13 protein-coding genes are annotated in these 16,615 nt (G+C 44.9%); 10 read left to right on the forward strand and 3 right to left on the reverse strand.

From position 1 onward, the window contains the following. Positions 1-67: 67 nt before the first annotated feature. The 8 genes from AC3CIA_RS06385 (at position 68) to AC3CIA_RS06420 (ending at position 8,038) form a co-directional block, all read left to right on the forward strand. Positions 68-1,585, forward strand: a complete 1,518-nt coding sequence (locus AC3CIA_RS06385) for a fumarate hydratase (protein WP_004734730.1) — start codon at positions 68-70, stop codon at positions 1,583-1,585. 164 nt (positions 1,586-1,749) lie between these two features. Beyond that, positions 1,750-1,935, forward strand: a complete 186-nt coding sequence (locus AC3CIA_RS06390; protein ID WP_004734731.1) for a hypothetical protein — start codon at positions 1,750-1,752, stop codon at positions 1,933-1,935. A 221-nt stretch (positions 1,936-2,156) separates the two neighbouring features. Further along, positions 2,157-3,530 (forward strand): YcjX family GTP-binding protein, encoded by a 1,374-nt coding sequence (locus AC3CIA_RS06395; RefSeq protein ID WP_488518714.1) that lies wholly within the window; start codon positions 2,157-2,159, stop codon positions 3,528-3,530. 14 nt (positions 3,531-3,544) lie between these two features. Continuing rightward, positions 3,545-4,597 carry a YcjF family protein gene (locus tag AC3CIA_RS06400; RefSeq protein WP_488518715.1) on the forward strand — a complete coding sequence of 351 codons (1,053 nt, stop codon included), beginning with the start codon at positions 3,545-3,547 and terminating at the stop codon, positions 4,595-4,597. A 204-nt stretch (positions 4,598-4,801) separates the two neighbouring features. Continuing rightward, positions 4,802-6,346: a transcriptional regulator TyrR gene (gene tyrR, locus AC3CIA_RS06405; protein WP_017077872.1), complete on the forward strand. Its 1,545-nt coding sequence runs from the start codon at positions 4,802-4,804 to the stop codon at positions 6,344-6,346. Positions 6,347-6,364: 18 nt separating this feature from the next. After that, on the forward strand, positions 6,365-6,952 hold the full coding sequence (rimJ, locus tag AC3CIA_RS06410) for a ribosomal protein S5-alanine N-acetyltransferase (protein WP_488518716.1): 588 nt from the start codon (positions 6,365-6,367) through the stop codon (positions 6,950-6,952). A 140-nt stretch (positions 6,953-7,092) separates the two neighbouring features. Next, the gene (locus AC3CIA_RS06415; protein WP_004734736.1) at positions 7,093-7,566 is read left to right on the forward strand and encodes a DUF2947 domain-containing protein; all 474 of its coding nucleotides are present in this window, start codon (positions 7,093-7,095) and stop codon (positions 7,564-7,566) included. 256 nt (positions 7,567-7,822) lie between these two features. Further along, positions 7,823-8,038, forward strand: coding sequence for a hypothetical protein (locus tag AC3CIA_RS06420; RefSeq protein WP_171307720.1), 216 nt, complete (start codon positions 7,823-7,825; stop codon positions 8,036-8,038). 156 nt (positions 8,039-8,194) lie between these two features. On the opposite strand, the gene AC3CIA_RS06425 is transcribed toward AC3CIA_RS06420, so the two are convergent. From AC3CIA_RS06425 to AC3CIA_RS06435, 3 genes are all read right to left on the reverse strand, one after another. Further along, a complete protein-coding gene (locus AC3CIA_RS06425) occupies positions 8,195-11,035 on the reverse strand; it encodes an Hsp70 family protein (protein ID WP_488518717.1) in 2,841 nt (946 codons plus the stop codon). Between the two features lie 138 nt (positions 11,036-11,173). Further along, positions 11,174-13,138, reverse strand: a complete 1,965-nt coding sequence (locus tag AC3CIA_RS06430) for an Hsp70 family protein (protein WP_488518718.1) — start codon at positions 13,136-13,138, stop codon at positions 11,174-11,176. Beyond that, positions 13,138-13,770: a DUF2760 domain-containing protein gene (locus AC3CIA_RS06435; RefSeq protein WP_488518719.1), complete on the reverse strand. Its 633-nt coding sequence runs from the start codon at positions 13,768-13,770 to the stop codon at positions 13,138-13,140. Before AC3CIA_RS06435 ends, AC3CIA_RS06430 begins: the two co-directional genes overlap by 1 nt. 350 nt (positions 13,771-14,120) lie before the next feature. On the opposite strand from AC3CIA_RS06435, the gene AC3CIA_RS06440 reads away from it, so the two are divergent. Beyond that, positions 14,121-15,659, forward strand: coding sequence for a sensor domain-containing diguanylate cyclase (locus AC3CIA_RS06440; RefSeq protein WP_114633305.1), 1,539 nt, complete (start codon positions 14,121-14,123; stop codon positions 15,657-15,659). Positions 15,660-15,746: 87 nt separating this feature from the next. After that, a complete protein-coding gene (locus AC3CIA_RS06445; RefSeq protein WP_004734743.1) occupies positions 15,747-16,277 on the forward strand; it encodes a 3'-5' exonuclease in 531 nt (176 codons plus the stop codon). Positions 16,278-16,615 lie beyond the last annotated feature (338 nt).

The raw sequence follows: 16,615 nt of genomic DNA on the forward strand, positions 1-16,615 counted from the left end.
AATCCGGTTAGACAACAACAGTCACACCAAGAACCCACATGGAACCAGAACAATAAAGAGGCATGCAATGACGGTTATTCGTAAGCAAGATGTGATCAGCAGTGTCGCTGACGCACTTCAGTACATTTCTTATTATCACCCTTTAGACTTTGTCCAAGCCCTAGAAAAAGCGTACGAAAAAGAAGAGAGCCAAGCAGCAAAAGATGCTATCGCTCAAATTCTTATCAACTCGCGTATGTCTGCGGAAGGTCATCGTCCAATTTGTCAGGATACGGGTATTGTTACTTGTTTCGTGAACATCGGTATGGATGTTAGGTGGGAAACGGATCAAACAGTACAACAGATGGTTGATGAAGGCGTTCGTCAAGCTTACAACAATCCAGATAACCCATTGCGTGCATCTGTCCTAATGGACCCTGCAGGTAAGCGTATTAATACAAAAGACAACACACCAGCGGTTGTTCACATTAATATGGTTCCAGGTAATAAAGTTGAAATTCAAATCGCGGCTAAAGGCGGCGGTTCTGAGAACAAAACCAAGATGGTCATGCTAAACCCTTCTGATGACATTGCAGAGTGGGTAGAGAAAACGCTGCCGACGATGGGTGCTGGTTGGTGTCCACCGGGCATGCTAGGTATAGGCATTGGCGGTACAGCTGAAAAAGCAGCGGTGCTAGCGAAAGAATCTCTGATGGAACACATCGACATCCAAGACCTTATCGACAAAGGTCCAGAGAACGCTGAAGAAGAGCTTCGTCTTGATATCTTCAACCGTGTAAACAAGCTTGGTATTGGTGCACAAGGTCTTGGCGGTTTAACCACTGTCGTGGACGTAAAAATCAAAACAGCACCAACGCATGCTGCGTCTAAGCCAGTATGTTTGATCCCTAACTGTGCGGCAACACGTCACGTACACTTCACATTAGACGGCAGCGGCCCAGCAGAGCTAACACCACCTAAGTTAGAAGAGTGGCCAGACATCACTTGGGAAGCGGGCGCAAATACACGCCGTGTTAACCTTGATGAAATAACCAAAGAAGACGTACAAGAGTGGAAGACAGGCGAAACAGTTCTTCTATCAGGCAAGATCTTAACCGGTCGTGATGCAGCGCATAAGCGTATTCAAGGCATGCTTGAAAGTGGTGAAGGCCTACCAGAAGGCGTTGACCTGAAAGGTAAGTTCATTTACTACGTAGGCCCTGTTGATGCGGTACGCGATGAAGCGGTAGGTCCTGCTGGCCCGACAACGTCGACTCGTATGGATAAGTTCACCGACATGATGCTAGAAGAAACCGGCATTATGGGCATGATTGGTAAAGCAGAGCGTGGCCCTGCAACGGTTGAGTCAATCAAACAACATAAATCGGTTTATCTGATGGCGGTTGGCGGTGCAGCTTATTTAGTCGCTAAAGCAATTAAAAAAGCACGCGTGGTTGCGTTTGAAGATCTCGGTATGGAAGCGATTTACGAATTTGAAGTTGAAGACATGCCTGTAACGGTCGCGGTTGATTCAAATGGCGTGAACGCGCACCAGATCGGCCCTGACACGTGGAAAGTGAAAATTGCTGAAGCTGAAAAAGCATAATTTACCGAAGTCAAAAAGTTGTAACAGACGCTAGCTTCAGCGTTTGAATTGCAATTCTTGACAGAAAGTTGAAGACAAAAGTGCAGCATTATTTGCACTTTTGTCTTATTATCAATGATATAGTGATAAACACATCGTTTGATATAAGAATATAGGAGAGAGGAATGCCTCGTTTTATTCAGATCCTACAGATTATCTTGGCAGTGGTGATTGGTGCTTTTGTTGGATATGACCTGATCTTGAAAGGGATCAGTATCTTTGATAATAAATACGTGACAATTACTTGTGCGCTTTGGCTAATTGCAGAGATTGCACTGTTTGTTATCTACAAGTTGATTGAAGACGATTAAACGTCGGATATCGCAGAAAAATTCTAAAGCCCCTGATTATGAATGTAGTCAGGGGCTTTTATTCATCTAGCATTAAGAATGTGTATTGCATACTTATCACCATAAGCAAAAACATCAGTATTTAAGATATTCCGATTGGAATAAATAAGTAGGCTATTTTTCCAAATGATTGCGCTCTTGGTGAGTCAGCAATCCAGCCTAACTATCACGGAGTCGTTCAAATGAAACACCTAACTCAAGAAATGAGTGACTTTATAAGCAGAGGAACGGATTCTCACATTCGAGTAGCGGTCACGGGGCTTTCTCGTGCGGGTAAGACAGCATTCATTACTTCGCTGGTCAATCAGCTGCTTCATACGTCTACCCACAAAAACCTGCCTCTACTTGCATCAGCGAGAGACGGAAGAATTATTGGCGCTAAGCGCATTCCTCAACACAACATGATGATCCCACGTTTCTCTTATGATGAAGCTATGGAATCGTTGAATGCTCAGCCACCAGAATGGCCAGTGCCGACGCGTGATGTCAGTGAGATTCGTCTAGCAATCAAATATAAGCCAGCCAAAGGCGCAAAGAAGCTACTGAGTAAAAACAGTACGCTCTTCCTCGATATTGTCGATTACCCGGGAGAGTGGCTACTTGACTTACCCTTGTTGGATATGGACTTTGATACGTGGAGTCAATCTCAATTCGCAGCGTTGAAAGGCGACAGGGAAACCTATTCACAAGACTGGAACGCAATGCGTGGTGACGTTGACTTGTTAGCCGAAGCAGACGAAAAGAAACTGGTCGCTATTGCCGATAGCTATACTCAGTATCTTCATACTTGTAAGGATAACGGGTTGCACTGGGTGCAGCCGGGTCGATTCGTATTGCCGGGTGAGCTTGAAGGTGCACCTGTACTGCAATTTTTTCCGTGCATCGCACCTGAGGGCAAGTTCTCAAAAACAAGTAACTATGCGGTTTTAAAAGCGCGTTATGAAGAGTATCAACAAAAGGTCGTAAAAGCGTTTTACAAGAATCACTTCGCGACGTTCGACAGACAAATCGTGCTGGTGGATTGCTTACAGCCGCTCAATGCGGGCTATGACTCTTTCATGGACATGCGCGGTGCACTAGAGCAGCTATTAAAGAGTTTTAAGTACGGGCGAAGTAATATGCTAAGACGCTTGTTTGCTCCAAAGATAGACAAGATATTGTTTGCAGCCACCAAGGCTGACCACGTGACACCGGATCAACATCCGAACTTGGTATCGCTGTTACAGCAGATGGTGCATCCTGCTTGGCAACAGGCGGCGTTTGAACACATCGACATGAGCTGCATGAGTATCGCGTCTATTCAAGCGACGAGTGCGGGTTATATCTCGTCAGGTTCAGACAATGTCCCCGCATTGCAAGGTGTGACTTTAGATAACGTACCTCAGACCATGTATCCGGGAGAGGTACCGCGTAAACTGCCAAACAAACAGTATTGGGAAACCAACCAGTTTGATTTCACAAGCTTTAGGCCGATTGAACAGCACTCTGACGAGCCTTGTCAGCATCTGAGAGTCGACAAGGTTTTAGAGTATCTCATTGGCGACAAGTTGAAGTAATTGAGGCAATCAAAATGAGTGAATTAAAAACAAAACAGGTCTTTGATGAACCTTTGAAGACCTCATTCGATGAGCCGGATAAGAATGAAGTTAACCCAGACTTGGGTGCTCAAAAACTGTTTACCGAACAAGAAAAGTTTGTGCCCGTTGCACCACAAGTAGAAACCGATCTTGATGGTGATGCTGAGCAACAATTGGAACAAGTGATTCGACCGAGCAAAAAGAAGAAGTGGTTTGGAACTGGCTTGTTAGTCGCTTTCTCCGGTTTAGTCGGTTGGCAAGCAATTGACTCTGTCATTACCGCGATTCAAACAGCAGACTGGCTCGCGTTAGGTTGGGCTGGCTTTATTGCTGCCATTGCTTCATTAGGCTTGGGTGCAATAGGCAAAGAGCTATGGAAGTTACGCTCATTGAAAGATCATTTCAGCGTTCAAGAGCAGAGTGAAGAGCTACTTCAGAGCCAAAGTGTCGGCAAGGGTAAAGCGTTCTGTGAAAACATCGCGAAGCAGGGCGGTATTGTCGCTGAATCACCCGCTTATGATAAATGGCGAAACAGCATTAACCCTGCGCACAGCGATGCTGAAGTCTTGGATATGTATGATGCACTCGTTGTTGCCCAACAAGATAAAGTGGCGACTCAAATTGTCACTAAGTTCTCGACCGAATCGGCCGCTTTGGTTGCTGTGAGCCCATTGGCGGCTGCCGATATGTTGCTGGTGGCGTGGCGCAATTTCACCATGATAGACAAGCTTGCTGATGTGTATGGCATTGAGCTTGGTTACTGGTCGCGTATTAAGTTGTTCAAGTTGGTGTTGATCAACATGGCAGCGGCAGGTGCCAGTGAACTCGCGATAGACGCGAGTATGGACCTCGTCTCGATGGATCTTGCAGGCAAGGTTTCAGCTCGAGCAGGACAGGGGCTCGGTGTCGGTATTCTCACCGCGAGACTGGGTTTAAAAGCCATGACATTGCTGCGTCCTATGCCTTGGCATAATGAGCGAAAAGTAAAAATATCAGATCTTCGTAAAGCCGTCCTTTCTGAAATAAAGCGCATTACGCTTAAATAGAGTGAGTTGCTTATCAATAAAGCGCATTACGCTTAAACAAAGCGAGCTACTGACCAATAAAGCGAGTTACTTAGCAATAAAGTGTATGACATTGAGTCGTTTGCGAGTGAAGAGTAAACATATGTTTACTCTTCTTCTTGACTGAACTCAGAGCTTAATCCACACTACTGTCAACTTATCCTGACACCTATAATAGGACTATTTGTGCGTCTTGAAGTATTGTGTGAAGACAGACTCGGCTTAACGCGTGAGTTGCTCGATATCTTGGCCTCAAAAAGCATTGATTTAAGAGGAATCGAAATTGATGTTAAAGGCATTATTTACTTAAACTGTCCTGATATCAATTTTGATGCTTTTAGTGAACTTATGGCTGAAATTCGCCGAATTTCAGGTGTGAAGGATGTACGTAAAATCCAATTTATGCCAAGCGAAAGGCATAACACAGAGTTGATTGCTCTGCTGGCAAACCTACCTGACCCTGTGATAGCGATTGACCTTAAAGGCTCCATCGATATGGCAAACCACGCTGCATTGAACCTTTTTAACAAGCAAGAAGACGAAGTGATCGGTGAGCCGCTAGCGACGTTCGTTCCTAGCTTTAACTTCGCTCGTTGGATTGAAGGCGATGTAACACGTCATCGTGAAGTTGTGGTGTTAGATGGTTTAGATTTCTCTATTGAGATCCTGCCGATTTACCTCGGTGGTGATGTGAACGAAGCGGTACTGGCTAGCGCGGTAATGACAATTCGTTCTTGCAACCAAGAGATGAACACGCCAGACGCAATCCCTGAACAGAATAACCTAGGTTTTGAACACTTTGTTGGTGTCTCTAACCGCCATAAAGCTTTGATCAGCCAAGCTAAGAAACTGGCTATGCTGGATCAACCTCTGCTTATTGAAGGGGATACAGGCACGGGCAAAGAGATGCTGGCTAAAGCGTGTCATAACCGTTCGAACAGAGCGTCATTCCCATTCTTGATTCTAAGCTGTGCATCGATGCCTGATGACGTAGCGGAAACGGAATTGTTTGGTCATGCTCCGGGTTCATTCAATCATGAACAAGGTCATAAAGGCATTTTCGAACAAGCGAATGGCGGTACTGTATTTTTAGATGAAATTGGCGAGATGAGCCCACATCTACAAATCAAACTGCTGCGTTTCCTACAAGATGGTTCATTCCGTCGTGTTGGTGAAGAAGAAGAGATGCACGCGGATGTTCGTATTATCGCATCAACGCGCCATCGTCTTTCTGAATTAGCCGACTCAGGTTCGTTCCGTGAAGATCTGTTCTACCGCTTGAACGTGCTGACTTTATCGATTCCTGCTTTACGTGAACGTTCAAACGATGTAGCCCCATTACTGGAGCTATTCGTTGCAAAGTACGCACAGCAATTAGGCATGTTGAAACCAAAGCTGACTCAAGAACTAATCGACCAATTAGGTAACTACCAATGGCCGGGCAACATCCGTCAGTTAGACAATATGGTTTTACGTGCACTAACAGAGTTGGATTCAGATACGTTAACGGTTGAGCAATTCCACCTGCCACAGCTTGAAACTATGACTGCTGGAATGGCGAACTTGAGCTTAGACGGCTCGCTTGACGAGATCATGAAAGACTATGAATCTCAGATTCTAGAGAAGCTCTACCAGTCTTTCCCATCAAGCCGTAAGCTTGCAAAACGTTTGAATGTATCTCACACCTCAATTGCGAATAAGCTTCGTGATTACGGTATTAGAAAGAACTGATCGAATAAGAACAAGATTATGGAAGATTTGAGCACACCAGAACGCATTTATAAGCGCGATGGAAACCTGATTCTACGCACCGCAGAGATAGACGATGCGAATATGATCAGTGATTACTTTCAAACTAACCGAGAGTACCTTAAGCCTTGGGAACCAATTCGTGAAGATGTGTTTTTTGATAGAACGGGTTGGGCGCAGCGCCTGATTAAGCTAAATGAGCTTCATAAAATGGGGCTAGGTTATTACTGTTTGCTTGTTAATGATGACACTAACGAAATGTTGGGCACCATTTCATTCAGCAATCTGTCTCGATTCCCTTTCTATGCGTGTAACGTGGGCTATTCGCTTGCTGAAAGTGCACAAGGCCACGGTTACATGCGCAGAGGCTTGAGCATGGCAAAAGACTACATGTTTGATGTGCAGAACATGCACCGCTTAATGGCGGGCTACATGCCTCACAATGAACGCAGTGCGGATGTCTTGGAACATCTTGGCTTTGTTCGAGAAGGCTTCGCCAAAGATTACTTACAGATTAACGGTAAATGGGAAGACCATATACTGACCGCGTTAGTTAACCCTAACTGGGAAGACAAACGCAATGTCTAGACTAAATAGTATCTAGGCGTAAGAACAGGTAATGAATTTAAAGGCAGCGAATATCAAGCGACCTCTAGTCGCCGCTGTATCAAAAAGAACATATAGGCATGGTAGATCCATCAGCCTGAGAAGATATTTGAGGAATTTTGATGTCATACACAACTTTGGACGAATACCAAAGAAAATGGATTTTCACTCACCAGTCAATGCCGCTGCCGGCAGAAGATTTGGAAAAGATTAAACCAATGACACAGGCGAGAGCATCTCAGTTTTGGAAAGAGAACGTGAGCCCTCAAAGCCCTGATGCGGAAAGACTAAGTTCGCAAGATTGGCCAAGCAAAGCATCGAACTGGAATGAAGAGATTAGCTGGATGGCGAATTGGGAAGCGGATGAGCCTGAAATGCCAGAAGAGATTCTGAACTTTATTGATTGGCAAGATGACGTAACTGTTTATTTTTGTTACGAAAAATACAATGTTTTAGAAACCAAGTGGTCAGTTTTCAAGAAACACTGGAAGAACTTTTTGTTCTACGATGATGGCCCGATTCTACTAGGCCGCCGCCGTTCAGAAGCACTTTGGTTTGCAACAAATGGTACCGTTAAAATTGGCAACAGAGCTTAAGTAAGACACTACTTAATCAAGCGAATGTTGAACAAAAGATTGATAAAAAGCGAGCTCTGAGCTCGCTTTTTTTGTGGCTAAAGATCGTCGAGGATCATCGATAAATACACGCCATTTGAAGCCGATTTCTGACGAGGGTTTTCATTAGCTTAGAGCTAGTAATTTTCGAAATTGAGATCGCTATCTCATTGGCTTGGTTGAAGTTTTGTGGGTTTGGGTTATCTTTATAGTACTGCCTTAGTGGAGGTGAAGTATTATGATTTGGGATACTCTCGAACGTGTAAATAAACTTCGCAAGGAAGCAATGAAAGATCCAGAGTTTTTGGATTCAGCAAAAATGCATGAGCAATGGCTTTTAAGCGAAACTCATAATCAATCGAACAAAGGAGCTAAAGAGAAGAAACCGAAAAAGTTATCTGATATTTATGAAAATACGGATTTTCCTATTAACCCAACAGGAACGAAACATTAACAATGATGAACTGCAATACGGCTAAGGCTCTTAACCAAGATGCGATAAGTCGACTAAACATACCAGCCTTAAGCCACCAATAAAAAAGCCACTTTCAACGAATCGAAAGTGGCTTTTTCTTTACTAGTTAGAGATCCAATCTAATGACCCCTGAAACTAGTTATTAATCAGGCTTAACCCGCTTGGTAATGCATCACCAAATACGCGCTTAGACTCGCTCTCAGAAAGTTCAGTGACTTCACTCACTAGCGTTAGCCATGAATCAGGTACCTTGCTTTGCTTCAGCTTCTCAATCACTTGATTACGATAGTCGTCAGAGATATCAAATTGACGGTCACCGGTTTTACGGCAAATCATCACAGCAGCGAAGGCGATCATCTGCTCTTTCTGCCAGTTCTGTTCAAGCAGTTTTGGTAACCACTGTTCAGCTTGCTCTCTAGGAATTACGCTGTGTTGGCTGCCATACAAAGGCGTTCTTGATGCTAATCGACCTAGCGCCCACCAGTGAGCTTGTTCAAATTGGTTATGGTTAATCGCTTTGCTCAAGAACCAGCTTGCCAGCAGCACTTTGTCTTCCACTTCAAGTTGCTCAAGTGACGCCGCTAAACGAACCATGGCTTCATAGCCATTGTCTTGCGCATCTTTAGCCGTTTTAGGGTTCTTCATTGCACCTGGGTGAAGGTACTTCGCGATATCAGCCAAGATGGTCTCTTGCTGCTCTTGATTCAGGCCACCCGCAACACGACGCCAGAATACCCACCAATCTGTCCAACCTTGGTGGTTCTGGAACTGAATGTTTTGTTGGTAAAGCCCCCAAATTTGTTCGATACGCCATGAGTCAGTCGGATCGCCAAAGCCGGGACGCAGCGAGTAACCCGCCAAACGCAGCCAGTTCTTCTCGTGTGCTTCAGAGCGACGGCGGCGTTTACGACCTAATGAAAAGGTATCAAACAGATGGCGAAGGGTCGTGAAATCCCATTCATCACGCTTACCAAGTCGCTTCTCAAGATCTTTCGATAGTGTTTTGATCTCTTTCGATTCAGCACTCTTCTTGTTGCCGCTGTACAGACGAGAAATCAATTCCTTACATTCATCCAGTCTTGGATGAAGTTTAGCGGTATCAGACTCATCGCCTTGCTTGTTTCTTACTTCAAATTCAAGCAACCAACGCTTAGTGTCATCTTCCGTGCTCACACACTCCATTTTCAGTGTGCCGACTTCTGTTAATTGACACGCGAGCAATACTTCGACGCGTTCTTTTTGGTTGGCTTGGAGCTCTGCAGTACCTGAACCTTCTAGCGTAGAAATATACGGTGGAAGAGGGGAGAACAAGTCAGCGTCGACATTGACCATCACGCCATTTTGAATGGCAGTGTCATGAGCAATTTGATCGTGCGTTGAAGTCAGTAGATTGAAACGTACCGGCTCACCCAAAGTTAGTGAGAAACGACGACTGTTCAAACGTATTTCTTGGCCTTCTTCAGTCCCTTTGGCAAGCAGACAAAGTGCTTTACCCATCTTGTTCTTCTCTTGCAGATGTAAGAAGTAAGAACGAGCCGCACCGCCACCAATTTTAAGTTGCGCACCGCGGCGAGCCTTACCAAAGGCCACTGCGCCCAATGCTACAGACCAATCAGGATGAGGGTTATCTAAGACGGTGATTGGCGCACCGTTCCAATTGCCAAGTAACTGAGTAATACGTTCAGTAACAAGCTCACTGTTGAATACACCGCCGTTGAGTAGTACACCGACAGGTATCGCTGGTTTTGTCTCATCAAATTCGATTGCGCCAGATTTTTCTAGTGCCGCTTTTGATACTTGCTGATGTGTCGCTAGGAATTCGGCAACGTGCTTACTTACCGCAGGATCTGCAGCGTAGGGTAGGCCGAACTCAACCACCGCGCTACGTCGTTTGTCGGGTACTTCCGTAAACTCAGAAAGTGGGAAGAAACCTTCCAGTGCAATCTGATGAACTTCTTGTTTCGTTAAACCAATACTTTTGGTACCGCCAAGTAGTTTTGAACCGCTGCCCAGCATGGTGATCTTCACATCGTCTGGCGCGTTAGCAGAAAGCAGGCTCTCTTTTGCGGCGCGAGTCTGTTGAATCAGTTTGGTTAAGCTTGAGGCATTCAGCTTTTTGTTTTGATTGAAGCGTTGCTCTGCAAGGTGGGCAAGGGCTAAATCTAGGTTATCACCACCGAGCATTAAGTGTTCACCAACGCCGATACGGTCGAGTGCGAGTTTTTGGTCATCGCCATTGTTTGAGTTGAAGCTTGCTTCGATCAAACTTAAATCGGTGGTACCACCGCCGACATCACACACTAGAATCAGCGGGATTTGCTGAAGTTCATCGGCAGCGGTTTGTTGATGACGTGCATACCAGTCATAACAAACGGCTTGCGGCTCTTCGAGTAACAGAATCTTACCTAAGCCCGCCAGTTCTGCCGCTTCGAGTGTCAGCTTGCGTGCTGTCTCATCGAATGAAGCGGGAACGGTGACTACAACATCTTGGTCTTCAAGCTTGTTGCTTGGGTTACGGTAGTTCCATGCTTGGCGGATGTGGTTTAAGTAGCTTGCGCTTGCGACAACAGGAGACACCTTATCGACGTCAGTTGCGCCTGCCCAAGGCAGAATGTCGGAGTTACGATCAACCGCTTGGTGAGATAACCAGCTCTTAGCACTCGATACTTGGCGGCCTTCAACTTTTGCGCCCAGTTCGCGTGCCCATTCACCTACGATGACGTTTTGAATATCGCCTTCAACCAAGCTCGGTTCCCAAGGCATAGTGAGATCGGAAGGGGAGATCTGACCTTGTGCAGGATGGTAACGAAAGGATGGAAGTAGCGGTTTGCGAACCACTTCACCGGGGCCGATGAGTTGGTCAATATCGAAAAGAGAAACGGGAGCATGTTGTAGGTCGTCGTTGATTTCACAGTAAGCAACAACGGTATTGGTTGTGCCTAAGTCAATGCCGACTAAAAAACGAGGAGATGCCATACAAAACCTTATTCTGCCAAAGTGATGACCAGTTAATGGATAGTCTTGGTCTTATTATTGTCTTTGGAATGCTTTTAATACAGGGCTAGGGAATCGCATTGATAAAATAACGGCACCCGTTAAGGTGCCGTTGATTCATTATGCTTGTTCGTTTGAGTCGTTATTCGAGTCTTCACGAACATCGAACTCAACGTGCCACTTCTGACCATTGTCAGTCGCAATGGCTTCTAGATATAACGTGCCTAGTTCAGTAACGCGAGAAGCCAAAGTCACGGGAACCACTTCACCTTCGCGACGACCTTCAGAAACTGGCAGTGTCACTTGGATTTCAGGAAGCTCATCAAGATCTTCTGGAGCCCAGTGATCAAGGTGCGTACCCGCTTGGTCTTCACGACGTGTTGTTGAACCGAAGAATTGGAAGTGTACTGGCTGACCAATCACGAGGCCAAACTCTTGGCTAGGAACTTGAACGCTTGAACCTTCTTCCATGCCAAATGGTGCAACACACAAAGCTTCCATCGGAGGAGCCATACCTGGGATAGCTGGCATCGCACTTTCAATTCCTACGTAGTAAGAAGAAGCGATACCACCGCGGATACGAACGCCTTGACCACGACGTACTGCGCCGTAGTAAGAAGCGCCACTTGCAACTGCTAGATCTAGATCTAGGCCTGAAAGCTGTTTAGCGAATTCTGCGTCTGCGTTAATCAACCATTCATTGATCGTGTCTGATAGACGGTCAGCAAGTAGATTAGATTTTAGAACACCACCATTGAACAATACCGCTGTTGGTTTGATGAAGTCTGCCGCTTGCGCTTCTGACCCTTGCGCTTCTGTACCGGGCATACCGGGCATGTTTGCAAACGGGTTGAAATCTTGTTGAGCGGTTTCACTATTTCCAGAAAGCGCGTTCGCTTGCTTAGAAAGGAATGCAGCAATGTGACGAGTAATACCTGCGTCTTGAGCGTAAGGCAGACCCATTTGAGTCAGTGCGCCACGCGTCTTTTGTACTGGGTGATCAGTCACCGCTACTTTCGGGAAGAAGCCATCAACCAATGTTTGTTGTACTTCTTGCTGAGTCAGATCTGTTTTCAGTGTTGCGCCCAGTAGTTTAGAACCGCGGCTAGGTACAACGATTGGCACTGATTGCAACTCAGCATCATTAAGCAATGCTTCTTTCGCATCACGACACGCGTGAGTCATCGCTTGAACCTGCCAAGGAGCCAGTTCTTTGCCTTCTTGAGCCAGTTTCATCTTCAGACGGTAAGCCAGAGCTAAGTCCATGTTGTCGCCGCCCAGTAGGATATGTTCACCTACAGCGATACGGTTCAGGCTTAAGTTGCCTTCATCTTGTGTGACTTCAACTAACGAAAGGTCAGTCGTACCACCGCCGATATCGACAACAAGAACGATGTCACCAACGTTCACTTCATCACGCCACGTGTCGTTGCTGTTATCAATCCAGCTGTAAAGAGCCGCTTGTGGCTCTTCTAGAAGCGTTAGGTGAGTAAAACCAACATTACGCGCAGCTTCAGCCGTTAGGTCACGAGCCGCAGGATCAAACGAAGCAGGAACCGTGATCGTTACATCTTGGTCTGCCAGTTTGTGTTCTGGGTTAGCGTGGTTCCAAGCATCTTTAAGGTGCTCAAGGTACAACTCAGTTGTCTTAAGCGGAGATACCTTTTCAACTTCTTCAGGGCTGCCTGCAGGAAGGAACGCATCGCGACGGTTAACACCACCGTGGCATAACCAAGATTTTGCACTTGCTACCAAACGGATTGGGGTTTTAGAACCAAGGTTACGAGCAATCGCACCGACTAGCGCTTTTGGCTCAGAAGACCAAGGAAGAACGCGAGAGCCCGCATTCATTTCATGTTCGTGCGGCTGGTATAGGAACGAGCCAAGTTGGCTGCGAGTTTCTACTGTACCTGGTGCCGTTAGCTGAGGGATTTGCATCACCTCTACACGAGCATCTTCATTGGTTGTGTCGATGTAAGACAAAACGCAGTGTGTGGTACCTAAATCGATACCAATACTGAACTTAGGCGCTTGATGTTGCTCTTGAGAAGATAGCTCTTGAGCTGAATGACTTTGGTGTTCCATTATAGCTCCACCTCTGCCGGTGCAATCACAGACGCATCGTAGTTCTCAGCAAGCTTAGGCAGGTTCATGTCAGTTGCTTTCCAACCTTTGTGAACCAATGTGCCATTGAACGGTGCGTTACCCGTTACGTTGCCTGTTAGGCGAATTTCTTGAGGGTTGAAACCTTCAGCAATAGTGATACGTGTTTCTTCATCTTCAGTGCGGATGTGAGAAAGCGTTACGTAATCAGCTAATACTTTTTGACCGCCAGTGTGAATAACACGAGCAGCTGCGCCAACTTCTTCATCAGAGAATGACGCTAGGTCTTCTTTTAGGAAGTCAATTAAACGAGCTTCTTGCTGCATGATAGACAGTAGCTGCATTGCAGAATCTGTTGGTGCTGTTGCCAGCTTAGATTCAACTTCTACTACTTTTTCGATCACACGTTCAACTTCAACAACTTTCTCTACTTCGACAATTTTCTCAACTGGCTTTTCAACTTCAACGATCTTTTCTACTGGTTTTTCTACGACTTTCTCAACCACTTTGGTTTTACGAGAAACGGCAATTAGCAGTAGTAAAACGCTTGATGCCGTTAGGCCTGCGTGAAGCATATCAAACGTTTGTGGGATTAGGTTCAAATCAACGATCATAGTGATTTCTCTTTAAAATTGATTTAACGGTATATTCGTCGGTTTAAAGGAATATACAGGTTGGAAAGAAACTCAGTCGCATAAGGCCGAAATGGTCACTTTCAAGCTATAAATATGGGTGGATACTAGCATATTCAAGGCTTAAGGGCTTTATTTAATGTTTTCAATAAACTGGCTTTTTGGTGAGTTAGCTTGAAAGTTAATCGAGATTTGTTGGTTTATTAGCCGCAAATGTCCATGGGTTGTAAATAGTGTTAGTTTTATCCCATTGTGAGAGTCAAAGATAAATAGAGCCTAGCATTCCGGCAGTGTATACTTTCGACTCAAAATAACATCATATGGGAAGCTGTATGCCCCACACTACCGACCCTATAACAGGGTTGAAGAAACGAACTTTGCCGTTAGTTGTCTTTTTTGCCACATTTTTGATGACGGTGTTGTGTTTTGTTTTGGTTGCGTTGAATCAAAATAGGTCTTTGAATGAGAATCTAGATAGCTTTGCACAGCATCAAACGCTCAGTTTAAAAGCGTTTATTGATAACGATGTTGCTTATATCGGTTCCGGTGCAAATTTTTTCTATTCTAATGATGTCGATAGTCGGGATCGATTTGATCGTTTTGCTCAGCAAACGATTAACGGTTCGAAAAGCCTGATCGGATTGCAGTGGATGCAAAAAGTAGCGGTAGAAGATCTTGCCGAGCACACCGCCAAAATGAAAGCTCAATACCCATCCTATAGAATGTTTACTATCCCTAAACATGGGCCAAAAACTTATGGTTATATCTTGGATGGCGAGCCCGTATTTATCGCGACAGATATATATCCGAATGATCCAGTGAACAACGGTGTTTTGGGTTTTTACTCTTCTCGTGAGCGGTTTAATCTGATCATTGATAACATTAAAAAAACACGTGAAGCGAATATTTCAGACAAAGTTCGTCTATTGCAAGATGGTTTAGACAGCAATACACCTAAGAGCGGAATGTTGGTTTACCACCCTGTGTTTGATGGTCAAACTGACAATTTGTTAGGGGTTGTGATTGGTGTTGTTCGTACCACATACTATTTTGAGAAACTTCTGGCATCTACTGTCGGCGATATGGACGTTTATGTGCGTGTTACCGATAGCGGTTTTGAAGCTGAAGATGCCCCGATAATGTTCGAAACCAATGGTTATGAAGCGGTAACTGGGCAGCACATTACAAAGACGATTACATTAACTAATCGTGAATGGATCATCGACTTCAAGATAGATGCATGTATTTCATTTAATGGTTACTTAGTGTTGGCGGGAATCGGCATAGTTGGTACTACTATCTCGTTACTGCTTGCTTATATTGTGAACCTGCAAATTCGAGAGAAAGAGCGCTTGTATCGAATGATTGATGAAAGAACAGAAGAACTTCGCTTTCTTGCCAATCATGACAGTTTAACGGAAATTTATAATCGCCGAGCTTTTAATAAGATGCTTGGTCAATCGATACAAAGCGATAAGCCGTTTAGCTTAATAGTGTTTGATGTTGATAAGTTTAAAGAGATCAATGATAAGTTTGGGCACCCAGCCGGTGATGCGTTACTTATCCATGTGATTAAGGTTATCTCAGTGAGCTTGAAGTCTGGAGATAACCTATTTCGGATGGGAGGGGATGAGTTCGGTATCATTTCGAGCATCACTGAACATGACTCATTGTCTCGCTATTTAGAATGTATTTTGGAGACGGTGAGTGAGTCTCATTGCGAGCATTCTGGCCAGCTATTGAGTTGTACTCTAAGCATCGGGGCTACCATCCGCACTAATGAAGACATTGAAGCGCTCCTTCAAAAAACTGACAGCATGTTATACCTAAGTAAGTCAAATGGCCGAAATCGAGTCACAATTGCAGGCTAAATGAGCACTTGATGCAACTGGGGTCGAGTTCTTTATTAGGCTCATGTACAATTTCACGAAATTTTTGACGAGAGAATTAGGCGACGTATGAATCACAATCGAGTGGTGTGTTTCGATTTGGAAATGTGCTGTTGGAGCGAAGACGGTGTAGGAACAACAGGGGAGATCATTGAAATTGGTCTTGCTGAGATCGATCTTGTATCTGGAACCATCGTGAAGCGCGCGCAATATTACGTTAAGCCCGAAAAAGACGAAGTCTCTCTATTCTGCGCCGAGTTAACGGGTATTACACCTCGTAAAATCGAAAAACAGGGTCGCCCATTAGAGTCTGTTATCAAGTCGATGATTAAGAACTTCGGTGGCCCAAAGAAAATCTATGCAGCGTGGGGACGTGACGACCTTATCTTACACAAAGAGTGTATTGAGAAAGGCATCGAACCGCCATTTAGCGAGTTCTTGAACATCGCCACACTTTATCGAGTTCAGAATCGATTGAAAGAGAAACGTATTGGTCACCGTGCTGCTCAAGAAGCGAAAAACATTGAGTGGGAAGGTCGTCAGCACTCTGGTTATGTTGACGCTTATAACTTGGCAAAGCTTGCGCTGACGATGTTGTGATCGTTTGTATTTCAGAGAGGCGCTTGGTTAAATACTGAAAGGTTAAACACTTAAAGTTAGCCTGAATCTTGTGAGTTATTAAAATGAAGAGCCACCTACTTATTAGGTGGTTTTTTTGTGCCTGTTATTTGAGGGTAATGACGATGCAAATTGAGGGCAATGACTATTCACGTTGAGATCAATGAATATTCACGTTAAGGGCAATGACTACTCACGTTGAGGGTAATGACTACTCACGTTGAGGGTAATGACTACTCACGTTGAGGGTAATGACTACTCACGTTGAGGGCAATGACTATTCCAAGAAATCTAATTTCAACAAGTGGTTTATCAATAGT

Source organism: Vibrio sp. QJM3NY_27 (genome assembly GCF_057785955.1).

Excerpts from the sequence above, each read along its gene's own strand:
- AC3CIA_RS06385 (WP_004734730.1), top strand. The coding sequence starts at position 68 with ATGACGGTTATTCGTAAGCAAGATGTGATCAGCAGTGTCGCTGACGCA.
- AC3CIA_RS06390 (WP_004734731.1), top strand. The coding sequence starts at position 1,750 with ATGCCTCGTTTTATTCAGATCCTACAGATTATCTTGGCAGTGGTGATT.
- AC3CIA_RS06395 (WP_488518714.1), top strand. The coding sequence starts at position 2,157 with ATGAAACACCTAACTCAAGAAATGAGTGACTTTATAAGCAGAGGAACG.
- AC3CIA_RS06400 (WP_488518715.1), top strand. The coding sequence starts at position 3,545 with ATGAGTGAATTAAAAACAAAACAGGTCTTTGATGAACCTTTGAAGACC.
- rimJ (WP_488518716.1), top strand. The coding sequence starts at position 6,365 with ATGGAAGATTTGAGCACACCAGAACGCATTTATAAGCGCGATGGAAAC.
- AC3CIA_RS06415 (WP_004734736.1), top strand. The coding sequence starts at position 7,093 with ATGTCATACACAACTTTGGACGAATACCAAAGAAAATGGATTTTCACT.
- AC3CIA_RS06420 (WP_171307720.1), top strand. The coding sequence starts at position 7,823 with ATGATTTGGGATACTCTCGAACGTGTAAATAAACTTCGCAAGGAAGCA.
- AC3CIA_RS06425 (WP_488518717.1), bottom strand. The coding sequence starts at position 11,035 with ATGGCATCTCCTCGTTTTTTAGTCGGCATTGACTTAGGCACAACCAAT.
- AC3CIA_RS06430 (WP_488518718.1), bottom strand. The coding sequence starts at position 13,138 with ATGGAACACCAAAGTCATTCAGCTCAAGAGCTATCTTCTCAAGAGCAA.
- AC3CIA_RS06435 (WP_488518719.1), bottom strand. The coding sequence starts at position 13,770 with ATGATCGTTGATTTGAACCTAATCCCACAAACGTTTGATATGCTTCAC.
- AC3CIA_RS06440 (WP_114633305.1), top strand. The coding sequence starts at position 14,121 with ATGCCCCACACTACCGACCCTATAACAGGGTTGAAGAAACGAACTTTG.
- AC3CIA_RS06445 (WP_004734743.1), top strand. The coding sequence starts at position 15,747 with ATGAATCACAATCGAGTGGTGTGTTTCGATTTGGAAATGTGCTGTTGG.